We start from the raw sequence: 24,772 nt of genomic DNA, 5'->3' as shown, positions 1-24,772 counted from the left end.
GATGGTGCATCCGGGAGGATTCGAACCTCCGACCGCTCGGTTCGTAGCCGAGTACTCTATCCAGCTGAGCTACGGATGCAAATGGCGGTGAGGCGGGGATTCGAACCCCGGATGCAGCTTTTGACCGCATACTCCCTTAGCAGGGGAGCGCCTTCAGCCTCTCGGCCACCTCACCAACACGCCTCTTGCGAGTGCTTCGAAGAACTTGTTTCTGCTCATCGTCGCTGCGTGGCGCACATATTACTTTCTGGGACTTATAAGTCAAACAATTTTTCCAGCGCTTTTATCGTTTGCACATTTCACGCGCAATTAGTCTGCAAAAACGGCAAAAAGAGTGTTTTATCAACAGATAAATTGGCAATTTCCTGAGGCAATGAACAAACGGAAAAATCGCAGGGAAAGGCAATGCGCGGATGGGAATCGAAAAAATGAGGAAGACGAAGAAGAAAAGAGAAGAAAAGGGATAATTCAATCAGGTTGCGCCTCACCAGAAAGGTGAGACGCGAAAACCTTAGTAACTGGACTGCTGGGATTTTTCAGCCTGGATACGCTGGTAGATCTCTTCACGATGGACAGAAACTTCTTTCGGGGCGTTTACGCCAATGCGCACCTGGTTGCCCTTCACCCCTAAAACTGTCACGGTGACCTCATCGCCTATCATGAGGGTCTCACCAACTCGACGAGTCAGAATCAGCATTCTTTGCTCCTTGAAAGATTAAAAGAGTCGGGTCTCTCTGTATCCCGGCATTATCCATCATATAACGCCAAAAAGTAAGCGATGACAAACACCTAAGTGTAAGCAGTCACGGCATCACATTCTGTTAAACCTAAGTTTAGCCGATATACACAACTTCAACCTGACTTTATCGTTGTCGATAGCGTTGATACAAACGCTACGGATTGAAGTCCGCAGCGTCGACTTACGCTTATAATTATTACAGTTTTGCGCTGACCCAGCCTTTCACACTGGCTAACGCTGCTGGCAGAGCCGCAGCATCCGTACCACCGGCTTGCGCCATGTCCGGACGACCACCACCCTTACCGCCTACCTGCTGAGCGACCATTCCAACCAGTTCCCCTGCTTTCACGCGATCTGTCACGTCCTTAGACACACCCGCAATCAGAGAAACCTTACCTTCCACTACCGTTGCCAGAACGATAACGGTAGACCCCAGTTGATTTTTCAGATCATCAACCATGGTACGCAACATTTTCGGCTCAACGTCCGCGAGTTCGCTGACCAGCAGCTTCACGCCATTGATATCAACCGCTTTGCTGGAGAGATTTGCACTCTCCTGCGCCGCAGCCTGTTCCTTCAATTGCTGCAATTCTTTTTCGAGTTGACGCGTACGCTCCAGCACGGAACGAACTTTGTCACCAATATTCTGGCTATCGCCTTTCAGCAGCTGCGCAATATCGCTTAAGCGATCGCTCTCAGCATGCACGGTTTGGATAGCGCCTTCACCGGTCACAGCTTCGATACGACGAACGCCCGCCGCAGTGCCTGACTCAGACACAATACGGAACAGACCGATATCACCCGTACGGCTGGCATGAGTACCACCACACAGTTCGGTAGAGAAATCACCCATGCTCAGAACACGCACGTGGTCGTCATATTTCTCGCCAAACAGCGCCATTGCGCCTTTGGCTTTCGCCGCTTCGAGATCCATGATGTTCGTTTCAATCGGCAGATTGCGACGAATTTGCGCATTCACCAGATCTTCAACGGCACGGATTTCAGCAGGCTTCATAGCTTCAGTATGAGAGAAGTCGAAGCGCAGCACTTTATCGTTAACCAACGAGCCTTTCTGTGCCACATGCGTGCCCAGTACCTGGCGCAGCGCCGCGTGCATCAGGTGCGTTGCGGAGTGGTTCAAGCGAATGCGCGCACGACGAGCTTCATCAACATCAGCCTGTACTGCATCGCCAATTTTCAGAGAACCCGCAGACAGCTTACCGATGTGACCAATCGCCTGGCCATATTTCTGCGTGTCGCTCACGGCAAACGCGAAGCCTGCGCCTTTCAGTTCACCCTTATCGCCAACCTGACCACCAGATTCCGCATAGAACGGAGTCTGATCCAGTACGACAACTGCGTCCTGACCTGCGTTAATTGCGTCTACCGCTTTACCATCAACAAACAGCGCGGTCACTTTGCCGTTAAGTTCCAGGTGTTCGTAGCCTTTAAATTCAGAGGCGCCATCAACACGAATCATCGCATTGTAGTCTGCGCCAAAGCCGCTGGCTTCACGTGCGCGACGGCGCTGTTCTTCCATTGCAGCTTCAAAGCCCGCTTCGTCAACCTTAATGTTGCGCTCGCGGCAAACGTCCGCCGTCAGGTCAACCGGGAAACCGTAGGTGTCATACAGACGGAATGCGGTTTCGCCATCCAGTGTATCGCCGGACAGTTTTGCCAGTTCTTCATCCAGCAGCGCCAGACCACGCTCCAGTGTACGCGCAAACTGCTCTTCTTCGGTTTTCAGAACCTGCTCAACCATAGCCTGCTGACGCTTCAGTTCTTCACCTGCGGAGCCCATGACGTCCACCAGCGGACCAACCAGCTTGTAGAAGAAGGTATCCTTCGCGCCCAGCATGTTGCCATGACGTACCGCGCGACGAATGATACGACGCAGCACATAACCACGGTTTTCATTCGACGGGACAACGCCATCGGCAATCAGGAATGCACAGGAGCGGATATGGTCAGCGATAACGCGCAGCGACTTGTTGCTCAGATCGGTCGCGCCGGTGACTTTCGCCACGGACTCAATCAGTGAACGGAACAGGTCGATTTCATAGTTGGAGTTAACGTGTTGCAGCACGGCCGCAATACGCTCAAGGCCCATACCGGTATCCACGGACGGCTTCGGCAGCGGTTCCATGGTACCGTCAGCCTGACGGTTGAACTGCATGAAGACGATGTTCCAGATCTCAATGTAGCGATCGCCATCTTCTTCTGCGCTTCCCGGAGGGCCACCCCAAATGTGGTCGCCATGATCGTAGAAAATTTCGGTGCACGGACCGCAAGGGCCGGTATCACCCATCTGCCAGAAGTTGTCGGAAGCATAAGCCGCGCCTTTGTTATCACCGATACGGATGATACGTTCGCGCGGAATGCCGACTTCTTTTTCCCAGATTTCATAGGCTTCATCGTCAGTTTCATAGACGGTGACCCACAGACGCTCTTTTGGCAGGGCAAACCAGTTTTCACCGGTCAGCAGTTCCCATGCGTATTGAATAGCATCATGTTTGAAATAATCGCCGAAGCTGAAGTTGCCCAGCATTTCGAAGAAAGTATGGTGACGTGCAGTGTAACCGACGTTTTCCAGGTCGTTGTGCTTACCGCCCGCCCGCACGCAACGTTGCGAGGTGGTTGCGCGGGAATAATTACGCTTGTCGAGGCCAAGGAACACATCCTTGAACTGGTTCATCCCGGCGTTGGTAAACAACAAAGTAGGGTCATTGTTCGGTACCAGGGAGCTGCTGGCAACTACCTGATGTCCTTTACTATGGAAAAAATCGAGAAACGCCTGACGGATCTCAGCGGTGCTCTTGCTCATAATTATCCTGAAGAAATCAAGCTAACGAAATGTCATTACCAGCATCGGCACGTAAACTGCGCCTCTGGCAATCGAAAAGTGGGAATAAGATAAGTTTTCTTTACTGGGAAGTAAAATCCCGTATGCGCTCAATCGTCAAAATTTCGCCATATTGCCTGAATATCTTCCATCAGATAGCCACGGTAGAGCAAAAAGCGCTGGACCTTTACCTTATCTGAAAAATCTACAGGTAAAGGTTCTCCGTATTTACGAATGGCCTGTGCGCGCGCAAGTGCTGCCCAGTCAATTTCGCACTCGCGCATGGCTCGTTCAACGGCTTCACGCGAAATCCCTTTTTGGTTTAATTCCTGACGCACGCGCGCGGGTCCATAACCTTTACGGCTACGGCTGGAGATAAACTGCTGAACGAAGCGGTCATCATCCAGATAACGACTTTCAATACACCAGGCGATGACCTTGTCGTAATCCTCCGGCGTTGCATCAATGTCTTCCGGTCCATTTTTTCCCATCACCGGAGCGGCCAGCTTACGCCGCAGTTCCTGCTCGCTGTGATCGCGCATCGCCAGTATACGTACAGCGCGGTCAAGAAGTCGGGAATAAGCGGAGCGGCGGGAAGTTGCTTCTGTCATAGTGAGCCTTCAGAAATGGAAAAGGGCTGCATGGTATGCAGCCCTTCTATGTGCGATAACGTCAGATTATCAGAAATCTTCGTTCGTTTCTTTTACATCTTCACCGCTGTCATCAACAGAGAAGTCTGGTTTTGAATCCGGGTTATTGAGCAGTAACTCGCGTACTTTCTTCTCAATTTCCTTCGCAGTTGCCGGGTTTTCCTTCAGCCAGTTAGTGGCATTCGCTTTACCCTGACCAATTTTCTCACCGTTGTAGCTGTACCATGCACCGGCTTTTTCAATCAGCTTCTCTTTCACGCCCAAATCGACCAGTTCGCCGTAGAAGTTGATACCTTCACCGTAAAGAATCTGGAATTCAGCCTGTTTGAACGGCGCGGCAATTTTGTTTTTCACGACCTTAACACGGGTTTCGCTACCAACCACGTTGTCGCCTTCTTTCACCGCGCCAATACGACGGATATCCAGGCGAACAGAAGCATAGAATTTCAGGGCGTTACCACCGGTGGTGGTTTCCGGGTTACCGAACATAACGCCAATCTTCATACGGATCTGGTTGATGAAAATCAGTAGCGTGTTGGACTGCTTCAGGTTACCGGCCAGCTTACGCATGGCCTGGCTCATCATACGTGCCGCAAGGCCCATGTGAGAGTCACCAATCTCGCCTTCGATTTCTGCCTTCGGCGTCAATGCGGCAACGGAGTCGACAACGATAACGTCAACCGCACCGGAGCGCGCCAGCGCATCACAGATTTCCAGCGCTTGTTCACCGGTATCAGGCTGAGAGCACAGCAGGTTGTCGATATCAACGCCAAGCTTGCGCGCATAGACGGGATCCAGCGCGTGTTCAGCATCGATGAACGCACAGGTTTTACCTTCGCGCTGTGCGGCAGCAATAACCTGCAGGGTCAGCGTCGTTTTACCGGAAGATTCAGGCCCGTAGATTTCAACGATACGGCCCATTGGCAAACCGCCCGCGCCCAATGCGATATCCAGAGAAAGCGAACCAGTGGAGATGGTTTCCACATCCATGGAACGGTCTTCACCCAGGCGCATGATGGAGCCTTTACCGAATTGCTTTTCGATCTGACCCAGCGCTGCCGCCAACGCTTTCTGTTTGTTTTCGTCGATAGCCATTAATTACTCCTGTCATGCCGCTTTCGGGTTAAACCGCGAAACGTGATAGATAATGTTCTGTTGGGGCAATTATACTGTATGCTCATACAGTATCAAGTATTTTGTAGAAATTGTTGCCACAGGGTTTGTAACGCGTAGGCGGTCGCCTGTCGACGTACCGCATCGCGATCGCCGCTGAAGCATTCCCGGCGAGTAATCCCCTCGCCGCTCGCGCTGGCAAAAGCGAACCATACCGTCCCCACGGGCTTTTCTTCACTGCCGCCATCTGGCCCCGCAATACCGCTAATCGAAACAGCGAAATGCGCGCGGGCCGCTTTTAGCGCGCCAATCGCCATCTCCACCACCACAGGTTCGCTCACCGCCCCATGCTGGACCAGCGTCTCTTCGCGCACGCCAATCATCTGCGCTTTGGCTTCATTGCTGTAGGTCACAAACCCGCGTTCAAACCAGGCGGAGCTGCCGGCAATATCCGTAATTGCTTTAGCTACCCAGCCGCCGGTGCAGGATTCCGCCGTCGTCACGGTTGCCCCGCGCGCTTTCAACGCCAGGCCAACCTGCTCGCTTAACTGCATCAGTTCACTGTCGGTCATTTCAGCCTCTGTCAGTTAAAAAAATATGCCGGACAAGATAGCACTTTCATAACCAAGATGGGGATGAGGAGACAATTTTACGAGGGGCATTCAGAAAATAGATAAACCGCATTCAAAAGAGTACCGGATAACGCACCAGGATAGCCTATTCGGTCTACAAGGAATTGCCCCTGTAGACCGATAACAAATGATTACTGCACGCGCGCCAGCGCGACCGCCTGACCCAATTGCCACACGGCCATGGCATAGTGGGTACTGTGGTTATAGCGGGTGATGGTGTAGAAGTTCGGCAGTCCATACCAATACTGATAACCGGTACCGATATCCAGTCGCAGCAGGCTGGCCTGCTGATGATTACCCAGGGACTGCTGCGGCGTCAGGCCTGCGGCGGCAAGCTGAGAAATGCTGTACTGGGTTTTAAAGCCGTTCGCCAGCCCAGGCGCCTGGCCATTCGCCGGAACCGCAACCATATCGCCTTTCACCCAGCCGTGGCCTTTGAAATAGTTCGCCACGCTACCGATAGCATCAACCGGATCCCACAGGTTAATGTGACCATCGCCATTGAAATCAACGGCATATTGCTTATAGGAAGATGGCATAAATTGGCCGTAGCCCATCGCCCCTGCGAAAGAACCTTTCAAATCGAGCGGATCGTCGCTTTCATCTCGCGCCATTAGCAGGAAGGTTTCCAGTTCACCAGAGAAATATTCCGCACGACGAGGATAGTTAAACGACAACGTCGCCAGCGCATCCAGAATCCGCGTTTTACCCATCACGCGGCCCCAGCGAGTCTCTACGCCAATAATGCCAACGATTATTTCCGGCGGTACGCCGTAGACCTGCCATGCACGATTCAGCGCATCTTCATATTGGTTCCAGAAGGCCACACCGTTTTGCACGTTATCCGGAGTGATGAACTGTTTACGATACCGCAGCCATGCACCGTTAGGTCCGGCTGGCGGTTGAGTCGTCGGCGCCTGGCGGTCCATCAAACGCAATACCGAGTCCAGACGCTTGGCCTGCGACAGGATCTCCTGCAACTGCTGGCGGTCAAAGCCGTGCTTGTTCACCATTTTCTCGATGAACTGCTGCGCGTTCGGATTATTGGCAAAATCGCCGCCCGTTTGCATGACATTGTGCTGTGGCTCAAGCAGGAAGCCGCCGGATGGCGTACCCGTAGTCGTTTGAGTCTCTGAAGGTTTAGGTTTGCTGCTACAAGCAGCAAGCAATACGAAAAGGGGAAGTAACGCTACATAACGACGCTTGAACATGAGACATCCATTAAACAAATTCAGCCTGGGAGAAGTATGGTAAAGCATCCTCCGCCACACAAGGAAGCAGTAGTCGCTCTCCTTCACAGAATTTCCCCCCTCTTGCACTCCTGACCGGCACATTTGCGCGTTCTCACGCACAATCTTTCAAGTTAAAATATTTATCTTTCATTTTGCGATCAAAATAACACTTTTAAATCTTTCGATCTGATTAAAATTAGTTACCGTTTGGCAAGATAACTAAAACCCCTACAGGAGAGAATAATGATCGACACCATCACACTCGGTGCTGAGTGGTTTATCGGATTGTTCCAGAAAGGCGGAGAGGTGTTTACCGGCATGGTGACCGGTATTCTGCCTCTGCTGATCAGTCTGCTGGTCATCATGAATGCGCTGATTAACTTTATCGGTCAGCAACGTATTGAACGTTTTGCCCAGCGCTGCGCCGGAAACCCGCTGTCCCGCTATCTACTGCTGCCGTGCATCGGCACATTTGTGTTTTGTAATCCTATGACGCTGAGCCTGGGCCGCTTTATGCCGGAAAAGTTCAAGCCCAGCTACTACGCAGCCGCCTCTTACAGCTGCCATTCAATGAACGGCTTATTTCCCCACATCAACCCCGGTGAGCTGTTCGTCTATCTGGGGATCGCCAGCGGACTGACCACGCTGGGTCTTCCGCTCGGCCCGCTGGCGGTGAGCTATTTGCTGGTCGGCCTGGTGACCAACTTCTTCCGCGGCTGGGTGACCGATTTCACCACCACCATCTTTGAGAAAAAAATGGGCATTCAACTTGAGCAGAAAGTACATCTGGCGGGAGCAGCATCATGACGCGTATTCGTATTGAAAAAGGCACCGGCGGCTGGGGCGGCCCGCTTGAACTGGATGCCGTGCCAGGCAAGAAAATTGTCTATATCACCGCAGGGACTCGCCCCGCAATAGTCGACAGGATAGCCAGCCTGACAGGTTGGCAGGCCGTTGATGGCTTCAAAGAGGGCGAGCCGGCAGAGAACGAAATTGGCGTGGCGATCATCGACTGCGGCGGCACGCTGCGCTGCGGGATCTATCCAAAACGCCGTATACCAACAGTGAATATTCACGCGACGGGTAAATCCGGTCCGCTGGCCCAATATATTATCGAAGATATCTATGTCTCCGGCGTGAAAGAAGAAAACATTAGCGTTATCGGTGAAGCATCCGCTGCGCCAACGCCTGCAAACAGCACGATGGGTCGCGAGTACGACACCAGCAAGAAAATTACCGAACAAAGCGACGGTCTGTTGGCAAAAGTCGGCATGGGAATGGGTTCAGCCGTTGCGGTTCTGTTTCAGGCCGGGCGAGACACTATCGATACCGTCCTGAAAACCATTCTGCCGTTTATGGCGTTCGTCTCGGCGCTGATCGGCATCATTATGGCGTCTGGCCTGGGGGACTGGATTGCCCATGGACTCGCACCGCTGGCCAGCCATCCGCTGGGGCTGGTAACCCTGGCGCTGATCTGCTCTTTCCCGCTGCTGTCCCCTTTCCTCGGCCCTGGTGCGGTCATCGCCCAGGTTATCGGCGTCCTGATCGGCGTACAGATTGGTTTGGGGAACATTCCTCCGCATCTGGCGCTACCTGCCTTGTTCGCCATTAACGCTCAGGCGGCATGCGACTTTATTCCAGTCGGATTGTCGCTAGCCGAAGCGCGCCAGGACACGGTCCGCGTCGGTGTGCCATCCGTACTGGTGAGTCGTTTTCTGACCGGCGCACCGACCGTTCTCATCGCCTGGTTTGTTTCCGGCTTTATTTACCAATAAGAGGCACTCAAAAATGACCGTGATTTATGAAACCACCATCACCCGCATCGGCCAGAGCGCCCCGGATGCACTCTGCGACCAGATGCTAATTACCTTTCGTGAAGGCGCGCCTGCGGATATCGAAGAATTTTGCTTCATCCATTGCCATGGGGAGCTGAACGGCTCTTTGCAGGCTGGGATCCAATTTGAGCTAGGCCAGCATCACTACCCGGTCACAGCCGTTGGCAGCGTGGCGGAACAAAACTTACGTGAACTGGGGCATATCACTCTGCGTTTTGACGGACTGAGTGAAGCGGAATTTCCCGGCACCGTACACGTTGCGGGCCCCGTACCGGACGGTATCGCACCGGGCTGTATTTTGAAGTTTATTGCTTAAGATTGAAGGAGATAAAGATGAATCAGGTTGCCGTTGTCATTGGTGGAGGCCAGACCCTGGGGGCATTCCTTTGCCGTGGGCTTGCGACAGAAGGGTACCGCGTCGCGGTGGTGGATATCCAAAGCGATAAAGCCGCCAACGTCGCGCAGGAAATTAACGCCGAGTTTGGCGAAGGCACCGCCTACGGTTTTGGCGCTGATGCCACCAGCGAACAGAGTGTGCTGGCGCTGTCGCGCGGAGTGGATGAAATATTTGGCCGCGTCGATCTGCTGGTTTACAGCGCGGGTATCGCAAAAGCCGCGTTTATCAGCGACTTTCAGCTTGGGGATTTCGATCGCTCGTTGCAGGTGAATCTGGTCGGCTACTTTCTCTGCGCACGGGAATTTTCACGCCTGATGATCCGCGATGGCGTCCAGGGACGCATTATCCAGATCAACTCCAAATCAGGGAAAGTGGGCAGTAAACACAACTCAGGCTATAGCGCGGCAAAATTTGGCGGTGTAGGTTTAACCCAGTCGCTGGCGCTGGATCTGGCAGAGTACGGGATCACCGTGCATTCACTGATGCTCGGCAATCTGCTGAAATCACCGATGTTCCAGTCATTATTACCGCAATATGCGACCAAGCTTGGCCTTAAGCCAGACGAAGTCGAGCAGTACTACATTGATAAGGTTCCGCTTAAGCGCGGCTGCGATTATCAGGACGTGCTGAACATGCTGCTGTTTTACGCCAGCCCGAAAGCCTCTTACTGCACCGGTCAGTCCATTAACGTGACCGGTGGTCAGGTGATGTTCTAAGAAACATGATTGCCCGGTGGCGCTGCGCTTACCGGGCCTACACACACCTGGTCGGATAAGGCACAGCCGCCATCCGGCAAAATCAAAGGAGCACATTATGGTTTCCGCACTGATTACCGTCGCCGCTATCGCCTGGTGCCTGCAACTGGCGCTCGGTGGCTGGCAAATATCCCGCTTTAACCGGGCGTTTGATCAACTCTGCCAGCGGGGTCGGGTTGGCGTAGGTCGTTCCGGTGGACGGTTTAAACCCCGCGTGGTGGTCGCCATCGCGCTGGATGAGCAGCAGCGGGTTACCGATTCGTTATTTATGAAAGGTCTTACTGTATTTGCCAGGCCCGGTAAAATTGCCACGATAATGGGCAAACATCTTGATGATTTACAGCCTGATGTGATCTTTCCCCATGATCCGTTAGCGCAGAATGCACTATCATTGGCGCTTAAACTGAAACATGGGTAATTTCGTTGTGAATGCTAATAGCTTGCGAAATTATCATTTTGCAACCTAATAAGTCAGGGTAATCACGCCTATGAAACCTCGTCAGCGACAGGCAGCCATATTGGAGCATCTGCAAAAGCAGGGAAAATGCTCGGTTGAAGAACTGGCCCACTACTTTGACACAACCGGCACGACCATTCGCAAAGACCTGGTCATTCTGGAGAATGCCGGAACCGTCATTCGTACCTATGGCGGCGTGGTATTAAATAAAGACGAATCCGACCCGCCAATCGATCACAAAACGCTAATCAATACGCATAAAAAAGAGCAGATTGCCGAAGCCGCCGTCCGTTTTATTCACGATGGCGACTCGATTATTCTGGATGCGGGCAGCACCGTATTGCAGATGGTGCCGATGCTCACCCGCTTTAGCAACATCACCGTCATGACCAACAGTCTGCACATTGTTAACGCCCTTTCAGAGCTGGACAACGAGCAAACTATCCTGATGCCCGGCGGGACCTTTCGCAAAAAATCTGCGTCATTTCACGGTCAGCTGGCAGAAAACGCCTTTGAGCAGTTCAGCTTTGATAAACTCTTCATGGGCACCGACGGCATTGACCTCAATGCCGGCGTGACCACCTTTAATGAGGTGTTTAGCGTCAGTAAAGCGATGTGCAATGCCGCTCGCGAAGTGATTCTGATGGCTGACTCGTCAAAATTTGGGCGCAAAAGCCCCAATGTTGTGTGCAGTCTGGAAAGCGTCGACAAGCTGATTACCGATGCGGGTATCGACCCAGCGTTTCGTCAGGCGCTGGAAGCAAAAGGGATTGAAGTGATCATAACCGGAGAAACCAATGAGTGATGCACTACTGAACGCGGGCCGTCAGACGTTAATGCTGGAGCTACAGGAAGCCAGCCGACTGCCTGAACGACTGGGCGATGATTTTGTCCGCGCCGCCAATACTATCATCCACTGCGAAGGCAAAGTGATTGTCTCCGGGATTGGCAAATCAGGCCATATTGGCAAAAAAATAGCCGCGACCCTCGCCAGTACCGGCACGCCCGCCTTTTTTGTGCATCCGGCTGAAGCGCTGCACGGCGACTTAGGGATGATTGAAAGCCGTGATGTCATGCTGTTTATTTCCTACTCCGGCGGCGCAAAAGAACTGGATCTCATCATTCCGCGCCTGGAAGACAAGTCCGTCGCTCTGCTGGCAATGACCGGAAAACCGACCTCACCGCTGGGTCTGGCAGCCAAAGCCGTGCTGGATATTTCCGTTGAGCGCGAAGCCTGTCCGATGCGCCTGGCACCGACTTCCAGTACCGTGAACACTCTGATGATGGGCGACGCGTTGGCAATCGCCGTGATGCAGGCGCGCGGCTTTAACGAAGAAGATTTTGCCCGCTCGCATCCGGCGGGTGCGCTGGGCGCTCGTCTGTTAAATAAAGTGCATCATCTGATGCGCCGTGACGATGCCATTCCGCAGGTGACGCTCACCACCAGCGTCATGGACGCGATGCTGGAACTAAGCCGTACGGGTCTTGGCCTGGTGGCAGTCTGCGACGACGAGTCGCTGGTGAAAGGCGTCTTTACCGACGGTGACCTGCGCCGCTGGCTGGTTGGCGGCGGAGCGCTCACCACTCAGGTTAGCGAAGCAATGACCCATAATGGCATTACGCTGCAGGCGCAGAGCCGCGCCATTGACGCCAAAGAGATCCTGATGAAGCGCAAAATCACTGCCGCACCGGTGGTAGATGAAAACGGTAAACTCACCGGTGCTATCAACCTGCAGGATTTCTATCAGGCAGGTATTCTCTAATCCTTCAGCCCCAGACGTTTCGCCAGCCGGTGCAGGTTGGCGACGTCTGTTTCCAGCGCCCGCGCACTTGCCGCCCAACTGTGATTATTTTGCGCCAACGCCCGGCGGATCATCTCCCGCTGGAATGACTCCGTTGCCTCACGCAGGTTGCGATGCTGCGGGATCTCCGCAACAACCTCTGCCTGGGGAGCCGGGGTTTCATCCTGCAGGGCAAAATGCTGCGCCTCAAGCACCACTTCATCCCCTGCCCTGGTGGCCCTTGCCAGAACAACCGCCCGGTGAATGGCATGTTCCAGCTCGCGCACGTTCCCGGGCCAGCCATAATTCAACAGATGGCTACGCGCGCCGGGACTTAACACCACGCGGGAAAGTCCCAGCCGCAGCCGACATTGTTCGCAAAAATAACCGGCCAGCAGCACCACATCTTCGCCGCGTTCACGAAGGGGCGGTACGGAAAGGGGAAAGACGCTCAGACGGTGGAACAAATCCGCACGGAAATTCCCGGCCAGCACCTCTTCTCGTAAATCACGGTTCGTTGCGGCCAGCACCCGAACATCCACGCGTAGGCTGCGATCGTCACCCACACGCTGAATATCGCCGTACTGCAACACACGTAGCAACTTAGCCTGTAACGCCAGCGAGAGCTCGCCAATCTCATCGAGAAACAGCGTCCCATTGTCAGCCATTTCAAACTTACCGCTACGATTGCTGATAGCCCCGGTAAAGGCGCCTTTTACGTGACCAAACAGCTCACTTTCCGCTACGGTTTCCGGCAACGCCGCGCAGTTCAGATACACCAGCGGATTCACCGCGCGCGGCGAACCTTCATGGATAGCCTTAGCTACCAGCTCCTTCCCGGTCCCCGTTTCGCCGCTAATCAGTACGTTGAGATCGGATCCCGCCACAATCTCAATCTCTTTTTTCAACTGCAGCATATTGGGCGACAGGCCAATCATTTGGGTTTCAGTCACCTGCTCGAAGGCCGTCGACGGGCCCGGCAACATATTCTGGCTTTCCAGTTGTTCAATCAGCAGCGCATTGCTCAGCGCGCCCGCCGCCAGCGCGGCAATCAGCCTAAGCTCTTCATCGCTGAAAACATCGAATTGATCGGGCTCCATGCCATCCAGCGTTAACGCGCCAATCAGATTTTGACCGGCGAACAGCGGTAAGCCAATGCAGGCGTGTACCTTCAGGCTCTCCTGGCCCGGAATCAGCCCATCGTAAGGGTCTGGCAAATCGCTGTCAGCAGGGAAACGAACCACGTCCCCGGCGCGGGCAATCGCCTCCAGACGAGGATGCCCTTCCAGGGTAAAGCGCCTGCCGAGAACGTCCTGCGCCAGCCCATCGATCGCCAGCGGAATAAACTGTCGCGACTCATAGCGCAGCAATGCCGACGCGTCGCACTCCAACACCTGACGCAAGGTGGTTATCAGGCGTTGAAAACGGTCCTGATGTCCAATACCGCTTTGTAATTCAATGGCGATACCCGCCAGCACGTCTACGGAAAAACTCATGACGACCTCATTGTCATTTTGACAATTCATATTGTCATATTGACAATAAAATGAATAGTCATTTTGACTACCACCTTATAGGCATTAAAAAACAAACCCTTTAAAATCAACAAATAAAAAGTTGGCACGCAACCTGCAATAAGCAAAACATCTTTTTTAGAAAAACGCTGAATTAATTACTGAGGTTGCTATGTCTATTCTGGTTAAAAATAACATTCATTGGGTTGGCCAACGTGACTGGGAAGTTCGTGATTTCCACGGGACTGAATATAAAACGCTGCGCGGTAGCAGCTACAACAGTTATCTCATCCGTGAAGAAAAAAATGTCCTGATCGATACAGTAGACCACAAGTTTAGCCGTGAATTCGTGCAGAACCTGCGCAGTGAAATTGACCTGGCAGATATCGACTACATCATCATTAACCACGCGGAAGAGGACCATGCCGGTGCGCTGACTGAACTGATGTCCTGCATCCCGGACACGCCAATTTACTGCACAGCCAACGCTATTGACTCTATCAACGGGCACCACCACCACCCGGAGTGGAACTTCAACGTGGTGAAAACCGGCGACTCGCTGGACATTGGCAACGGTAAGCAGCTGATCTTCGTTGAAACGCCGATGCTGCACTGGCCTGACAGCATGATGACCTACATGACCGGCGATGCGGTGCTGTTCAGTAACGACGCCTTCGGCCAGCACTACTGTGATGAACGTCTGTTTAACGACGAAGTTGACCAGACCGAACTGTTCGAACAGTGCCAGCGTTACTACGCCAACATCCTGACGCCGTTCAGCCGTCTGGTTACACCGAAAATCACTGAGATTCTCGGCTTCAACCTGCCGGTGGATATGATTGCCACTTCCCACGGCGTGGTATGGCGCGACAACCCGACACAAATCGTTGAAATGTATCTGAAATGGGCGGATGACTATCAGGAAGACCGTATCACCATTTTCTACGACACCATGTCCAACAACACCCGCATGATGGCGGACGCCATTGCCCAGGGCATCAACGAAGTTGACCCCAACGTGGCGGTGAAAATCTTTAACGTCGCCCGTAGCGACAAAAACGAAGTCCTGACTAACGTCTTCCGCTCTAAAGGCGTGCTGGTTGGTACTTCAACGATGAATAACGTAATGATGCCAAAAATCGCCGGTCTGGTAGAAGAGATGACCGGCCTGCGTTTTCGTAACAAACGCGCCAGCGCCTTTGGTTCACACGGCTGGAGCGGCGGTGCGGTAGACCGTTTGTCCACACGCTTGCAGGATGCCGGTTTCGAGATGTCGCTGAGTCTGAAAGCGAAATGGCGTCCGGATCTGGACGCGCTGGAACTGTGTCGCCAGCATGGCCGTGAAATCGCACGTCAGTGGGCGCTTGCTCCGCAGCCGGAAACAATCGTCAAAACGGCAACCAAAGAGGAAGAGTGCGCCTGTGCCGCTGCGGCTGCCGCTGATCTTGGTCCAAGCATGCAGTGCAGCGTATGCCAGTGGATTTACGACCCGGCAAAAGGTGAACCGCTGCAGGATGTCGCGCCGGGAACACCATGGAGCGACGTGCCGGATAACTTCCTGTGCCCGGAATGTTCATTAGGTAAAGACGTCTTTGACGTACTGGCAACGGAGGCAAAATGAGCCGCGGAATTGTCATTATTGGTTCAGGCTTCGCCGCCCGCCAGTTAGTCAAAAATATCCGTAAGCAGGATGCAAATGTCCCGCTGACCCTGATTGCTGCAGACAGTATGGATGAGTACAACAAGCCCGATCTCAGCCATGTTATCAGTCAGTCGCAACGTGCAGACGACCTCACCCGCCAGTCGGCGGGGGAGTTTGCCGAACAGTTTAATTTGCGCCTCTTTCCGCACACCTGGGTAACCGACATCGATGCCGATGCTCACGTAGTGAAAAGCCAGGAGCAACAGTGGCCATACGACAAACTGGTGCTGGCGACGGGAGCGTCGGCCTTCGTACCGCCGATTACCGGACGTGAGTTAATGCTCACATTGAACAGCCAACAAGAGTATCGCGCCTGTGAAACACAACTGCGTGACGCCCAACGGGTGCTGATTGTCGGCGGCGGCTTGATTGGCAGCGAACTGGCGATGGATTTTTGTCGTGCTGGTAAAGCGGTGACGCTTATCGACAACGCCGCCAGCATTCTGGCTTCGCTGATGCCGCCAGAAGTAAGCAGTCGCTTACAGCATCGTCTGACCGATATGGGCGTACACCTGCTGCTGAAGTCGCAGATTCAGGGGCTGGAGAAAACGGAGTCGGGGATTCGCGCCACGCTCGATCGTAGCCGCAGCGTAGAAGTCGATGCGGTGATCGCCGCAACGGGCCTGCGCCCTGAAACCGCGCTGGCGCGTCGCGCCGGGTTGAACATCAATCGTGGCGTCTGCGTCGACAGCTACCTGCAAACCAGTCACCCGGACATTTATGCTCTCGGCGACTGTGCGGAAATTAACGGTCAGGTACTCCCGTTCCTGCAACCGATTCAGCTGAGCGCCATGTATCTGGCGAAAAACCTGCTCGGCGGCAATGCGCCATTGAAGTTGCCTGCCATGCTGGTAAAAGTCAAAACGCCGGAATTACCCTTGCATCTGGCTGGGGAAACCCAGCGCCGCGATCTGAACTGGCATATTGCCGCCGAAGCGCAAGGGATGGTGGCCAGAGGGATGAACGATGCAGGCCAGCTATGTGCCTTTGTCGTCAGCGAAGACCGCATGAAAGAGGCCTTTGCGCTGCTGAAAACGCTGCCAGTGTAAGTACAGGATACCGTTGCTTGATTTATTAACCTCACGCACATGGATGTGCGTTGCCACTTGTCGGTATGCCCCGACCTGTAGTTCTTGCCCCGCCAGTCCCGGGGCTTTTTTTATTTTTGCGCCAACGCCCGCGCCGCGGCAATCACGCCCTGCCCCAACGACAACCCGCCATCGCCCGCCGGTAAACGCTGCGGGAACAGTAAGGTAAAATCATGCAGATAAAACGCCAGCCGGGCTGACAATAAGCGGTTATGCATCACACCTCCGCTGAATACCAGCGTCTTAATCCCCCGCTCTTCGGCCTGCAAACGCATCAGGGTGGCAAACCCACGCGCCAGCGCGTCGTGAAACGCCCACGCTCTTTCGGCAGGTTTGACCTGCCAGGTCAACCATTGCTGCCAAAAAACCGCTAAGTCCAGCTGATTGCCATCAAGCGGCACCGTGACAGGGTGCTCAACGCCAGCACATTGCGATGCCATCGCCTCCAGCGCGCAGGCCGCCTCACCTTCATAACTCAGCGATTTCGGCGCACATTGAAGCGCGGCGGCAACGGCATCAAACAGCCGTCCGCACGATGACGCCAGCGGTGCGTTAATCCCCCGCTCAATGGCGCGCGCCAGCACGTTCCAGTTTTGATGTTGCAGCACCGATGTTTCCGGGTAGCGCTGCCAGTCAGGAACAAAACGCAGGCACTGCGCGAGCAAATTGCGCCACGGCTGTTTTGCCGCCAGATCGCCCCCCGCCAGCGCTACCGCCGGTAAGCCGCCAAGGTGTTCGCATTCACGATAGTTGACCCGCAAACACTCCCCCCCCCACAGCGCGCCGTTTTCCCCCATGCCGATACCGTCTAACGTCAGGGCAATCACGTCGCCACCGTCGAGCGACCAGCCGTGCTCGGCCAGACACGCAGCGGCATGCGCATGGTGATGCAGCACCGTTTCGGTTGGCAGATTCATTTCGCTGGCCCACTGGCTGGAAACATAACCAGGGTGTGCATCATGCACGATACGCTGCGGCGTAAAGTCATAAATGTTCTGGATCAGGCGCAGCGCATCACGCCACTGCTGCTGAATGCCGTCATCGCTGAGATCGCCCAAATGCTGGCTGATAACCGCCTGTTCACCACGCACCAGGCAGAAGGTATTTTTCAGATCTGCGCCCAGGCAAAGCATCGGCGGCACGTCGTGAAATCCTGGCGGCAGCGCCACCGCATCCGGCACGTAACCCCGTGAACGACGCAGCATCTCCCCACTGTCGCGTACCACAGAGTCATCCATCCGCTGCACAATTTCGCGGTTATGCAACAGGAAACCATCGGCAATTTCGTGTAAATCTTCCAGCGCCTGCGCGTTGGTAATAGCGGGCGGTCTGCCGCTGAGATTGCCGGAGGTCATTACCAACGGACACTTCATCTCTTGTAAGAGCAAATGCTGCAACGGATTCGCTGGCAGCATGACGCCCACTTCCGTTAACCCTGGCGCAATGCCCTCGCTCAATGCTGCGATATAGCGTTTCTGCACCAACACGATCGGCGCGGCTGGGGTTGTCAGCAAACGATGAGCGGGTTCAGGCAGTCCGTCATCACCGGGCAGCATCACTGCCAGAGGTTTTGCCGGACGGTGTTTGCGCAGCCTGAGCAGCGCTACGGCGTCATCATTTTGTGCATCGCACACCAGATGAAACCCACCAATCCCTTTAACGGCCACAATACCGCCTGCTTTCAGGCGCGATACTGCCGCCTGCAACGCCTCTTCTTTCTCCGCCCGCTCACCCGCGCTAAACCATTCGAGGTGGGGACCGCATGCCGGACAGGCAACGGGCTGGGCATGGAAGCGACGGTCGTATGGATCACGATACTCTTTATCGCATTGCGCACAGAGTGGGAATGACGCCATCACGGTAAACGGGCGATCGTAGGGCATGGCGCGGATAATCGTAAAGCGCGGGCCACAGTGGGTGCAGTTGATAAAGGGATAACGATAGCGGCGTTCGCCGGGGGTGTTCATTTCAACCAGACATTCTGGACAGGTCGCGGCATCCGGAACGATTTGCGTATTCATCGTGCCGCCAGCACTTTGCCGAATCGAGAAATCGGCAGGCGGCTGCGTCCAGGCGAACGGTTCGCTCTCAACGCTGTCAATGCGCGCCAGCGGCGGGCAGTGTTGATGCAATTGCGCAATAAACTCTGCCGGATCTTCCTGTATACGCACAACCACACCGTCACCGTCGTTACACACATCGCCATGTAACTGTAACCGCTGCGCCAGTTGCCAGACGTAGGGGCGAAATCCGACGCCCTGTACCTTACCGCGAATACGCAGCTGTACGCCGGAGTGGTTGTTTATTGTCATGATGAATTCCCGCGGTATTGTATCCCTGAAATGTCCGTTTGCCGGATGGCGGCTTCGCCTTATCCGGCACGTATTTTACGCGGATTTTCAGATATCAGAACAGCAAAGATGCCGTGGAATCCAGCGCCGCGCGACGGCGTTTTTCAGCGCTCAGTTGCTCAAGCTTATTGCGATCCACATAAATCAGCGCGTGAGTCGGGCAGACTTCCATACAGGCAGGGCCGGCCTCACGATGGTGGCACAGGTCGCACTTATTGGCTTCGGCTTTTTCTGCCCGGACGTTCAGACCTGCCCCGCTGTTACGAACAACCGGACGCACGACCACTTCCATTGCGCCATAAGGGCAAGCCACAACGCAGGTTTTACACCCAATGCAGCGCTCCTGCATCACGTGAACAAAGCCTTTATCACGGCTGATTGCACCGTTCGGACAGACGTTAGCGCACGGCGCGTCTTCACACTGGCGGCACAGCGTCGCCGTGGAGACATTAACGCCTTTGATGACGTGAATGCGGGGTAAAAAGGTTTCAGGGGTCAGCGATGCGCAGTCCTGGTTATCCTGATGGGATACCACGCAGGCCACTTCACAGGTACGGCAACCAATGCATTTATTGGCGTCTGCAATGATGAAACGGTTCATCAATTTCTCCAGCAATGACAGATTATCTGCCGAAGCATTCATAAATCGTGCCAGAATTTAATTAACTGTTATTAAAGGTTTTTTATTTTGATGAATGCAGAGAAGCCGTGTCATCGTCACTAGTGACGATGACAAATGACAGCCGTCAGCGCAAAACGAGCGGCGCAACAGAGTCGCGTTGAATGAGTTCACCGGTGAAGGTTTTTGGCGGCGTAAACGCCCCGTCATCCAGCATAAAGATCAGGCGGCCTATCGTTTCCTGGATCATTTCCGTTACCGGGATTTTGACGCTGGAAAGCGCCGGAATAGTGTATGGCGCGATGGCGATATCGTCGAAGCCAATCACCGACACCTGAGCAGGGACGCTCACGCCATGCGCATGCAACTGCTTTATCGCACCGATCGCCATATCATCATTGCTGGCCACCAGCGCGGTAAAATTGACCTGACGCGAAAGCAAAGTATCGACTCCCGCTGCGCCGCAGGCTGGCGTCCATTTCCCTTTAACAATCAAATCATTATTAAGCGGAATGCCATGATGTGCCAGCGCGTCTTTATAGCCTGAAAGTCGCTCCACGCCGGTAGGCGAATCCATCGAGCCGGTAATAAAACCAATCTCTTTGTGCCCGGCGGCAATGAGCTGAGTAACGGCGTTAAAACTGGTTTGCTTTTGATCGCACCACACGCAGTGGCTGGTATTTTTCCGCAGCCGCCGATTAAGCACCATAATCGGCTGGGCGTGGGCGTCAATGATATCGTCTATCTCATCCACGCTAAGAAAACGCGGATAGATCATAATCGCGTCACAGCGCAGGTCGAGCAGGTACTGGATCGCCTGACGCTCTTCCTCTGCGCTGTGCTTACCGTCAGCCAGCAACAACTGGCGTCCCTTATCTTCCGCCATCCGCGCGGTATGAAACAGCAGTTCGCTGAAATAGACGCCGTGATAAAGGGTGTTAGTTACCACCAGACCAAGCGTCTGCGTGGTTTTCGCTGCCAGACTGCGTGCCAGCAAGTTAGGGCGGTAACCACTCTCTTCAATGGCCTTAAACACGCGGTCTCTGGTTTCCTGGCTGACATAGCCATTCCCGGAAAGCACCCGGGAAACCGTCGCTTTCGATACCCCGGCACGCTTCGCCACCTCCAGCATCGTGGTCATATTACTCATCCCTTTTCTCTCAATGTGACGCAGTGTACTGCACCGTTTCGCCGCTGTCCTTGCTGCTAAATTGCAAACGCTGACATCTGGTGATCGGAGTCACAATTATAAAAAACGATCAAAATTAAACCTTGCCCATTGAGTTTAATTTAAACATGATTTTGTGGAACCGGTTTCCTATCTGCGTTTCATCAACCCAGAAAAGCGACCAACGTGAACGGATAAAACATAACGTACTCTACTGATAAAACAGGATTAAATCCGATGTCCAAAAATTATGCAGCGCTGGCGCGCTCGGTTGTGACGGCTCTGGGAGGCGTGGACAACATCACAGCAGTGACCCACTGTATGACCCGTTTGCGTTTCGTTATCCAAGATGACTCGCAGGTCGACAGCACGACGCTGAAGACGCTCCCTGGCGTGCTCGGCGTGGTGCGCAGCGATAACCAGTGCCAGGTGATCATCGGCAACACCGTTTCGCAGGCGTATCGCGAGGTAGTCAGCCTGTTACCTGCCAATATGCAACCTGCAGAGCCGCAAACCAAACCTCGGCTGACGCTGAAGCGGATTGGCGCGGGGATCCTCGACGCGCTGATCGGCACAATGTCCCCGTTGATCCCGGCTATTATCGGCGGATCAATGCTCAAGCTGCTGGCAATGATCCTCGAAATGACCGGCGTGCTGGTAAAAGGATCGTCCACGCTCACTATTCTGACCGTAATCGGCGACGGCGCCTTCTTCTTCCTGCCACTGATGGTCGCCGCCTCAGCAGCCATAAAATTCAAAACCAACATGTCGCTGGCAATCGCCATCGCAGGCGTACTGGTGCATCCCAGCTTCATCGAACTGATGGCGAAGGCCGCGCAGGGTGAGCACGTTGAGTTTGCCCTGATCCCGGTGACGGCGGTGAAATACACCTACACGGTGATCCCGGCGCTGGTCATGACCTGGTGTCTGTCCTACATCGAACGCTGGGTCGATCGCATCACTCCGGCGGTAACCAAAAACTTCCTTAAACCGATGCTAATCGTGCTGATCGCCGCCCCACTCGCCATCGTCATCATTGGCCCGATCGGTATCTGGATCGGTAGTGCAATTTCAGCACTGGTTTATACCATTCACGGCTATCTCGGCTGGCTGTCGGTGGCCATTATGGGCGCATTGTGGCCGCTGCTGGTGATGACCGGTATGCACCGCGTCTTCACGCCAACCATTATTCAGACCATTGCCGAAACCGGAAAAGAAGGCATGGTGATGCCGTCAGAAATTGGCGCCAATTTGTCGCTGGGTGGTTCATCGCTGGCAGTGGCATGGAAAACCAAAAACCCGGAACTGCGTCAGACGGCGTTAGCGGCAGCCGCCTCGGCCATCATGGCAGGCATTTCCGAACCCGCGCTGTATGGCGTGGCGATCCGCCTGAAACGCCCACTGATTGCGAGTCTTATCAGCGGCTTTATCTGCGGTGCCGTTGCCGGAATGGCCGGACTGGCGAGCCACTCCATGGCGGCTCCAGGCTTGTTCACCAGCGTACAGTTTTTCGATCCAGCCAATCCGATGACCATCGTTTGGGTGTTTGGCGTGATGGCGCTGGCGGTCGTGCTTTCCTTTGTATTAACACTGCTCCTCGGCTTTGAAGATATTCCCGTCGAAGATGCAGCCGCGCAGGCCAGAAAAAACCAGGCCGCGCAACCAGGCAATATCAATAGAGCCAGCATTTGACTGGTATGAACTGAGGTTAACTATGTCTGTTTTTCCGCAAGGATTTTTATGGGGCGGCGCACTGGCCGCCAACCAGTCTGAAGGGGCATACCAGGAAGGCGGCAAAGGGCTGACCACCGTCGATATGATCCCCCACGGCACAAACCGCATGGCCGTCAAACTGGGTCAGGAAAAACGCTTTACACTGCGGGATGACGAATTTTATCCCAGCCATCAGGCAATCGACTTTTATCATCGCTATAAAGGAGATATCGCGCTGATGGCGGAAATGGGGTTTACGGTTTTTCGTACTTCCATCGCCTGGAGCCGTCTCTACCCCAACGGCGACGAGCTGACGCCTAATGAAGAGGGTATCGCGTTTTACCGGGCCGTGTTTGCCGAGTGTAAAAAATACGGTATTGAGCCGTTAGTTACGCTGTGTCACTTCGATGTGCCGATGCATCTGGTCAGCGAGTATGGCTCCTGGCGTAACCGCAAAATGGTGGAGTTCTTTACCCGCTATGCCCGTACCTGCTTCGAGGCCTTTGACGGTCTGGTGAAGTACTGGCTAACGTTCAACGAAATCAACATTATGCTGCACAGCCCTTTTTCTGGCGCCGGACTGGTGTTTGAAGAAGGAGAGAATCAGGATCAGGTGAAATATCAGTCCGCCCACCACGAACTGATTGCCAGCGCTCTGGCAACTAAAATAGCCCATGAAATTAATCCGCAAAACCAGGTCGGCTGTATGCTGGCGGGCGGTAATTTTTATCCTTATTCCTGTAAACCGGAAGATGTGTGGACCGCGCTGGAAAAAGACCGCGAAAACCTGTTCTTTATTGATGTGCAGGCGCGTGGGGCTTACCCCGCTTACTCTGCCCGTGTGTTTCGCGAAAAAGGCGTGGTGATAGAAAAAGCGGCGGGAGATGACGATATCCTGAAAAACACCGTCGATTTCGTCTCGTTTAGCTATTACGCATCGCGCTGCGCCTCCGCTGAAATGAATACTGGCAATACCAGCGCCGCTAACGTGGTGAAGTCGCTGCGTAATCCGTACATTGCCGCCAGCGAATGGGGCTGGGGCATCGACCCACTCGGCCTGCGCATCACCATGAATATGATGTATGACCGCTACCAGAAGCCGTTGTTTCTGGTGGAAAACGGGCTGGGGGCGAAAGATGAGAGCGATGCTAACGGCGAAATCAATGACGACTATCGCATTAGCTATTTACGCGAGCACATTCGCGCCATGGCAGATGCTATTGAGGATGGCGTGCCGCTGCTGGGCTACACCACCTGGGGCTGTATCGATCTGGTTTCAGCCTCAACCGGTGAGATGAGCAAACGCTACGGTTTTGTGTATGTGGACCGCGATGACGCGGGCAACGGCACGTTAGCGCGTAAACGCAAAAAATCGTTCTGGTGGTATAAGAAAGTGATTGCGAGCAACGGGACCGATCTGGAATAACAATGTTGCCGGATAACGGATGACGCCGCCATCCGGCAACACGTATTATTCAGAATATATATACCCGCTGTCTGTTATCATTTTTATTGTACAACTTTAGGATTTTGCAGCAGCGGCAAAGGCGCTTCGCCCAACGCGTGGACCTGACCAATAATTGTCGCGCTCCGGCCAATCTGTAATGACTCAACATTCGTACTATTATGGGAGCCAAACTGGAACTGAATCACGTTGTTCGTTTTATTATTTTCGTCTTTCAGGCTGACAAGATAAGAATAAGCATTGGAAATACCATTAACCTTACGAATATCAATGACCACGCCCCGCAGCTTCACCCATTCACCAAGATAGTCCTTATTGGCTTTAACAGGATTTAAGGTATAGGGCGCGACAAAATCAGCGACGGACAAGGTTGGCATTGACGCAGCTGATGACTCCCCCGGTTGAAATAATCGGTCTCCCGCAGAGAAGAACGCGTCAGCCGCCGTCTCGCACCCGCTAAGAAGAGAGGAAATAATAATTAAATTTACCAAACGTATACCTGAACGCATAAATAACTCCTGTATATTAATTTCCCATATATTCAAATTCTAAATAATTCGAGTATATAACCTCCCTGAACAACGCCGAAATATAATATAACTCCCGTATTAGTAAAAGAAGAGAATATTCCCCCCCAGCTATTATCAACTTCTCATCCGTTCATTATTTGCATTCTATTTTCTGGATCTGCCTTCCAGTTTCGGGTTTGCCCTCCCGCC

At 53.7% G+C, this 24,772-nt stretch carries 22 protein-coding genes and 2 tRNA genes; 11 read left to right on the top strand and 13 right to left on the bottom strand.

The annotated features are described in order from the left end of the window. Window positions 1-2: 2 nt before the first annotated feature. From OGW44_RS23930 to mltB, 8 genes are all read right to left on the bottom strand, one after another. Window positions 3-79, bottom strand: a tRNA-Arg gene (locus OGW44_RS23930). A gap of 3 nt (window positions 80-82) precedes the next feature. After that, a tRNA-Ser gene (locus tag OGW44_RS23925) sits at window positions 83-175 on the bottom strand. 336 nt (window positions 176-511) lie between these two features. Further along, window positions 512-697 carry a carbon storage regulator CsrA gene (csrA, locus tag OGW44_RS23920; RefSeq protein WP_000906486.1) on the bottom strand — a complete coding sequence of 62 codons (186 nt, stop codon included), beginning with the start codon at window positions 695-697 and terminating at the stop codon, window positions 512-514. 238 nt (window positions 698-935) lie between these two features. Continuing rightward, window positions 936-3,563, bottom strand: coding sequence for an alanine--tRNA ligase (gene alaS, locus OGW44_RS23915; protein ID WP_016157306.1), 2,628 nt, complete (start codon window positions 3,561-3,563; stop codon window positions 936-938). Window positions 3,564-3,691: 128 nt separating this feature from the next. Beyond that, window positions 3,692-4,192, bottom strand: a complete 501-nt coding sequence (gene recX / locus OGW44_RS23910; RefSeq protein ID WP_016154165.1) for a recombination regulator RecX — start codon at window positions 4,190-4,192, stop codon at window positions 3,692-3,694. 69 nt (window positions 4,193-4,261) lie between these two features. Beyond that, window positions 4,262-5,326 carry a recombinase RecA gene (gene recA, locus OGW44_RS23905; protein ID WP_016154166.1) on the bottom strand — a complete coding sequence of 355 codons (1,065 nt, stop codon included), beginning with the start codon at window positions 5,324-5,326 and terminating at the stop codon, window positions 4,262-4,264. Between the two features lie 92 nt (window positions 5,327-5,418). Next, window positions 5,419-5,916, bottom strand: a complete 498-nt coding sequence (gene pncC, locus OGW44_RS23900) for a nicotinamide-nucleotide amidase (protein WP_016154167.1) — start codon at window positions 5,914-5,916, stop codon at window positions 5,419-5,421. Window positions 5,917-6,107: 191 nt separating this feature from the next. After that, entirely contained in the window at window positions 6,108-7,187 is a 1,080-nt protein-coding gene (gene mltB / locus OGW44_RS23895) for a lytic murein transglycosylase B (RefSeq protein WP_046274844.1), read from the bottom strand. Between the two features lie 264 nt (window positions 7,188-7,451). Here mltB and srlA point away from each other — a divergent pair, with 264 nt between their 5' ends. The 7 genes from srlA to gutQ all read left to right on the top strand — a co-directional run bounded on the left by srlA (window position 7,452) and on the right by gutQ (window position 12,415). Continuing rightward, window positions 7,452-8,015: a PTS glucitol/sorbitol transporter subunit IIC gene (srlA, locus tag OGW44_RS23890; protein ID WP_016154169.1), complete on the top strand. Its 564-nt coding sequence runs from the start codon at window positions 7,452-7,454 to the stop codon at window positions 8,013-8,015. After that, on the top strand, window positions 8,012-8,983 hold the full coding sequence (gene srlE / locus OGW44_RS23885) for a PTS glucitol/sorbitol transporter subunit IIB (RefSeq protein WP_169329883.1): 972 nt from the start codon (window positions 8,012-8,014) through the stop codon (window positions 8,981-8,983). Before srlA ends, srlE begins: the two co-directional genes overlap by 4 nt. 13 nt (window positions 8,984-8,996) lie before the next feature. Next, a complete protein-coding gene (gene srlB / locus OGW44_RS23880) occupies window positions 8,997-9,359 on the top strand; it encodes a PTS glucitol/sorbitol transporter subunit IIA (RefSeq protein ID WP_016157310.1) in 363 nt (120 codons plus the stop codon). Window positions 9,360-9,376: 17 nt separating this feature from the next. Then, window positions 9,377-10,156 carry a sorbitol-6-phosphate dehydrogenase gene (gene srlD, locus OGW44_RS23875; protein ID WP_003037345.1) on the top strand — a complete coding sequence of 260 codons (780 nt, stop codon included), beginning with the start codon at window positions 9,377-9,379 and terminating at the stop codon, window positions 10,154-10,156. A 97-nt stretch (window positions 10,157-10,253) separates the two neighbouring features. Next, window positions 10,254-10,613 carry a transcriptional regulator GutM gene (gene gutM, locus OGW44_RS23870; protein ID WP_016154172.1) on the top strand — a complete coding sequence of 120 codons (360 nt, stop codon included), beginning with the start codon at window positions 10,254-10,256 and terminating at the stop codon, window positions 10,611-10,613. A 70-nt stretch (window positions 10,614-10,683) separates the two neighbouring features. After that, complete coding sequence (gene srlR / locus OGW44_RS23865) at window positions 10,684-11,457, top strand: glucitol operon DNA-binding transcriptional repressor SrlR (protein ID WP_003037350.1); 774 nt, start codon at window positions 10,684-10,686, stop codon at window positions 11,455-11,457. After that, complete coding sequence (gutQ, locus tag OGW44_RS23860; protein ID WP_046274841.1) at window positions 11,450-12,415, top strand: arabinose-5-phosphate isomerase GutQ; 966 nt, start codon at window positions 11,450-11,452, stop codon at window positions 12,413-12,415. The genes srlR and gutQ overlap by 8 nt, the downstream gene beginning before the upstream one ends. On the opposite strand, the gene norR is transcribed toward gutQ, so the two are convergent. After that, a complete protein-coding gene (gene norR, locus OGW44_RS23855) occupies window positions 12,412-13,929 on the bottom strand; it encodes a nitric oxide reductase transcriptional regulator NorR (protein WP_016154174.1) in 1,518 nt (505 codons plus the stop codon). The two genes, gutQ and norR, sit on opposite strands and share 4 nt — an antisense overlap. A gap of 190 nt (window positions 13,930-14,119) precedes the next feature. Here norR and norV point away from each other — a divergent pair, with 190 nt between their 5' ends. Beyond that, a complete protein-coding gene (gene norV, locus OGW44_RS23850) occupies window positions 14,120-15,568 on the top strand; it encodes an anaerobic nitric oxide reductase flavorubredoxin (protein WP_185654482.1) in 1,449 nt (482 codons plus the stop codon). Beyond that, window positions 15,565-16,698 carry an NADH:flavorubredoxin reductase NorW gene (norW, locus tag OGW44_RS23845; protein ID WP_103284142.1) on the top strand — a complete coding sequence of 378 codons (1,134 nt, stop codon included), beginning with the start codon at window positions 15,565-15,567 and terminating at the stop codon, window positions 16,696-16,698. Before norV ends, norW begins: the two co-directional genes overlap by 4 nt. Before the next feature lie 110 nt (window positions 16,699-16,808). Here norW and hypF read toward each other — a convergent pair whose 3' ends face one another. The 3 genes from hypF to OGW44_RS23830 form a co-directional block, all read right to left on the bottom strand. After that, a complete protein-coding gene (hypF, locus tag OGW44_RS23840) occupies window positions 16,809-19,049 on the bottom strand; it encodes a carbamoyltransferase HypF (protein WP_185654481.1) in 2,241 nt (746 codons plus the stop codon). A gap of 94 nt (window positions 19,050-19,143) precedes the next feature. Beyond that, window positions 19,144-19,689 (bottom strand): electron transport protein HydN, encoded by a 546-nt coding sequence (hydN, locus tag OGW44_RS23835; RefSeq protein ID WP_003037366.1) that lies wholly within the window; start codon window positions 19,687-19,689, stop codon window positions 19,144-19,146. A 145-nt stretch (window positions 19,690-19,834) separates the two neighbouring features. After that, a complete protein-coding gene (locus OGW44_RS23830; protein ID WP_185654480.1) occupies window positions 19,835-20,848 on the bottom strand; it encodes a LacI family DNA-binding transcriptional regulator in 1,014 nt (337 codons plus the stop codon). Window positions 20,849-21,112: 264 nt separating this feature from the next. Between OGW44_RS23830 and ascF the strand changes: the two genes are divergently transcribed. Then, window positions 21,113-22,567, top strand: a complete 1,455-nt coding sequence (gene ascF, locus OGW44_RS23825; protein ID WP_185654479.1) for a PTS cellobiose/arbutin/salicin transporter subunit IIBC — start codon at window positions 21,113-21,115, stop codon at window positions 22,565-22,567. Window positions 22,568-22,589: 22 nt separating this feature from the next. Further along, complete coding sequence (locus OGW44_RS23820) at window positions 22,590-24,014, top strand: 6-phospho-beta-glucosidase (protein ID WP_185654478.1); 1,425 nt, start codon at window positions 22,590-22,592, stop codon at window positions 24,012-24,014. Window positions 24,015-24,097: 83 nt separating this feature from the next. On the opposite strand, the gene OGW44_RS23815 is transcribed toward OGW44_RS23820, so the two are convergent. After that, window positions 24,098-24,562: an OB-fold putative lipoprotein gene (locus OGW44_RS23815; protein WP_016157319.1), complete on the bottom strand. Its 465-nt coding sequence runs from the start codon at window positions 24,560-24,562 to the stop codon at window positions 24,098-24,100. Window positions 24,563-24,772: the final 210 nt, after the last annotated feature.

It is taken from the genome of Citrobacter sp. Cb023, assembly GCF_030336805.1.
In the GTDB taxonomy this organism is placed as follows: domain Bacteria; phylum Pseudomonadota; class Gammaproteobacteria; order Enterobacterales; family Enterobacteriaceae; genus Citrobacter; species Citrobacter braakii.
Note: the sequence above shows the minus strand (reverse complement) of the source record. Positions and strands in the feature narration are given on the sequence as shown.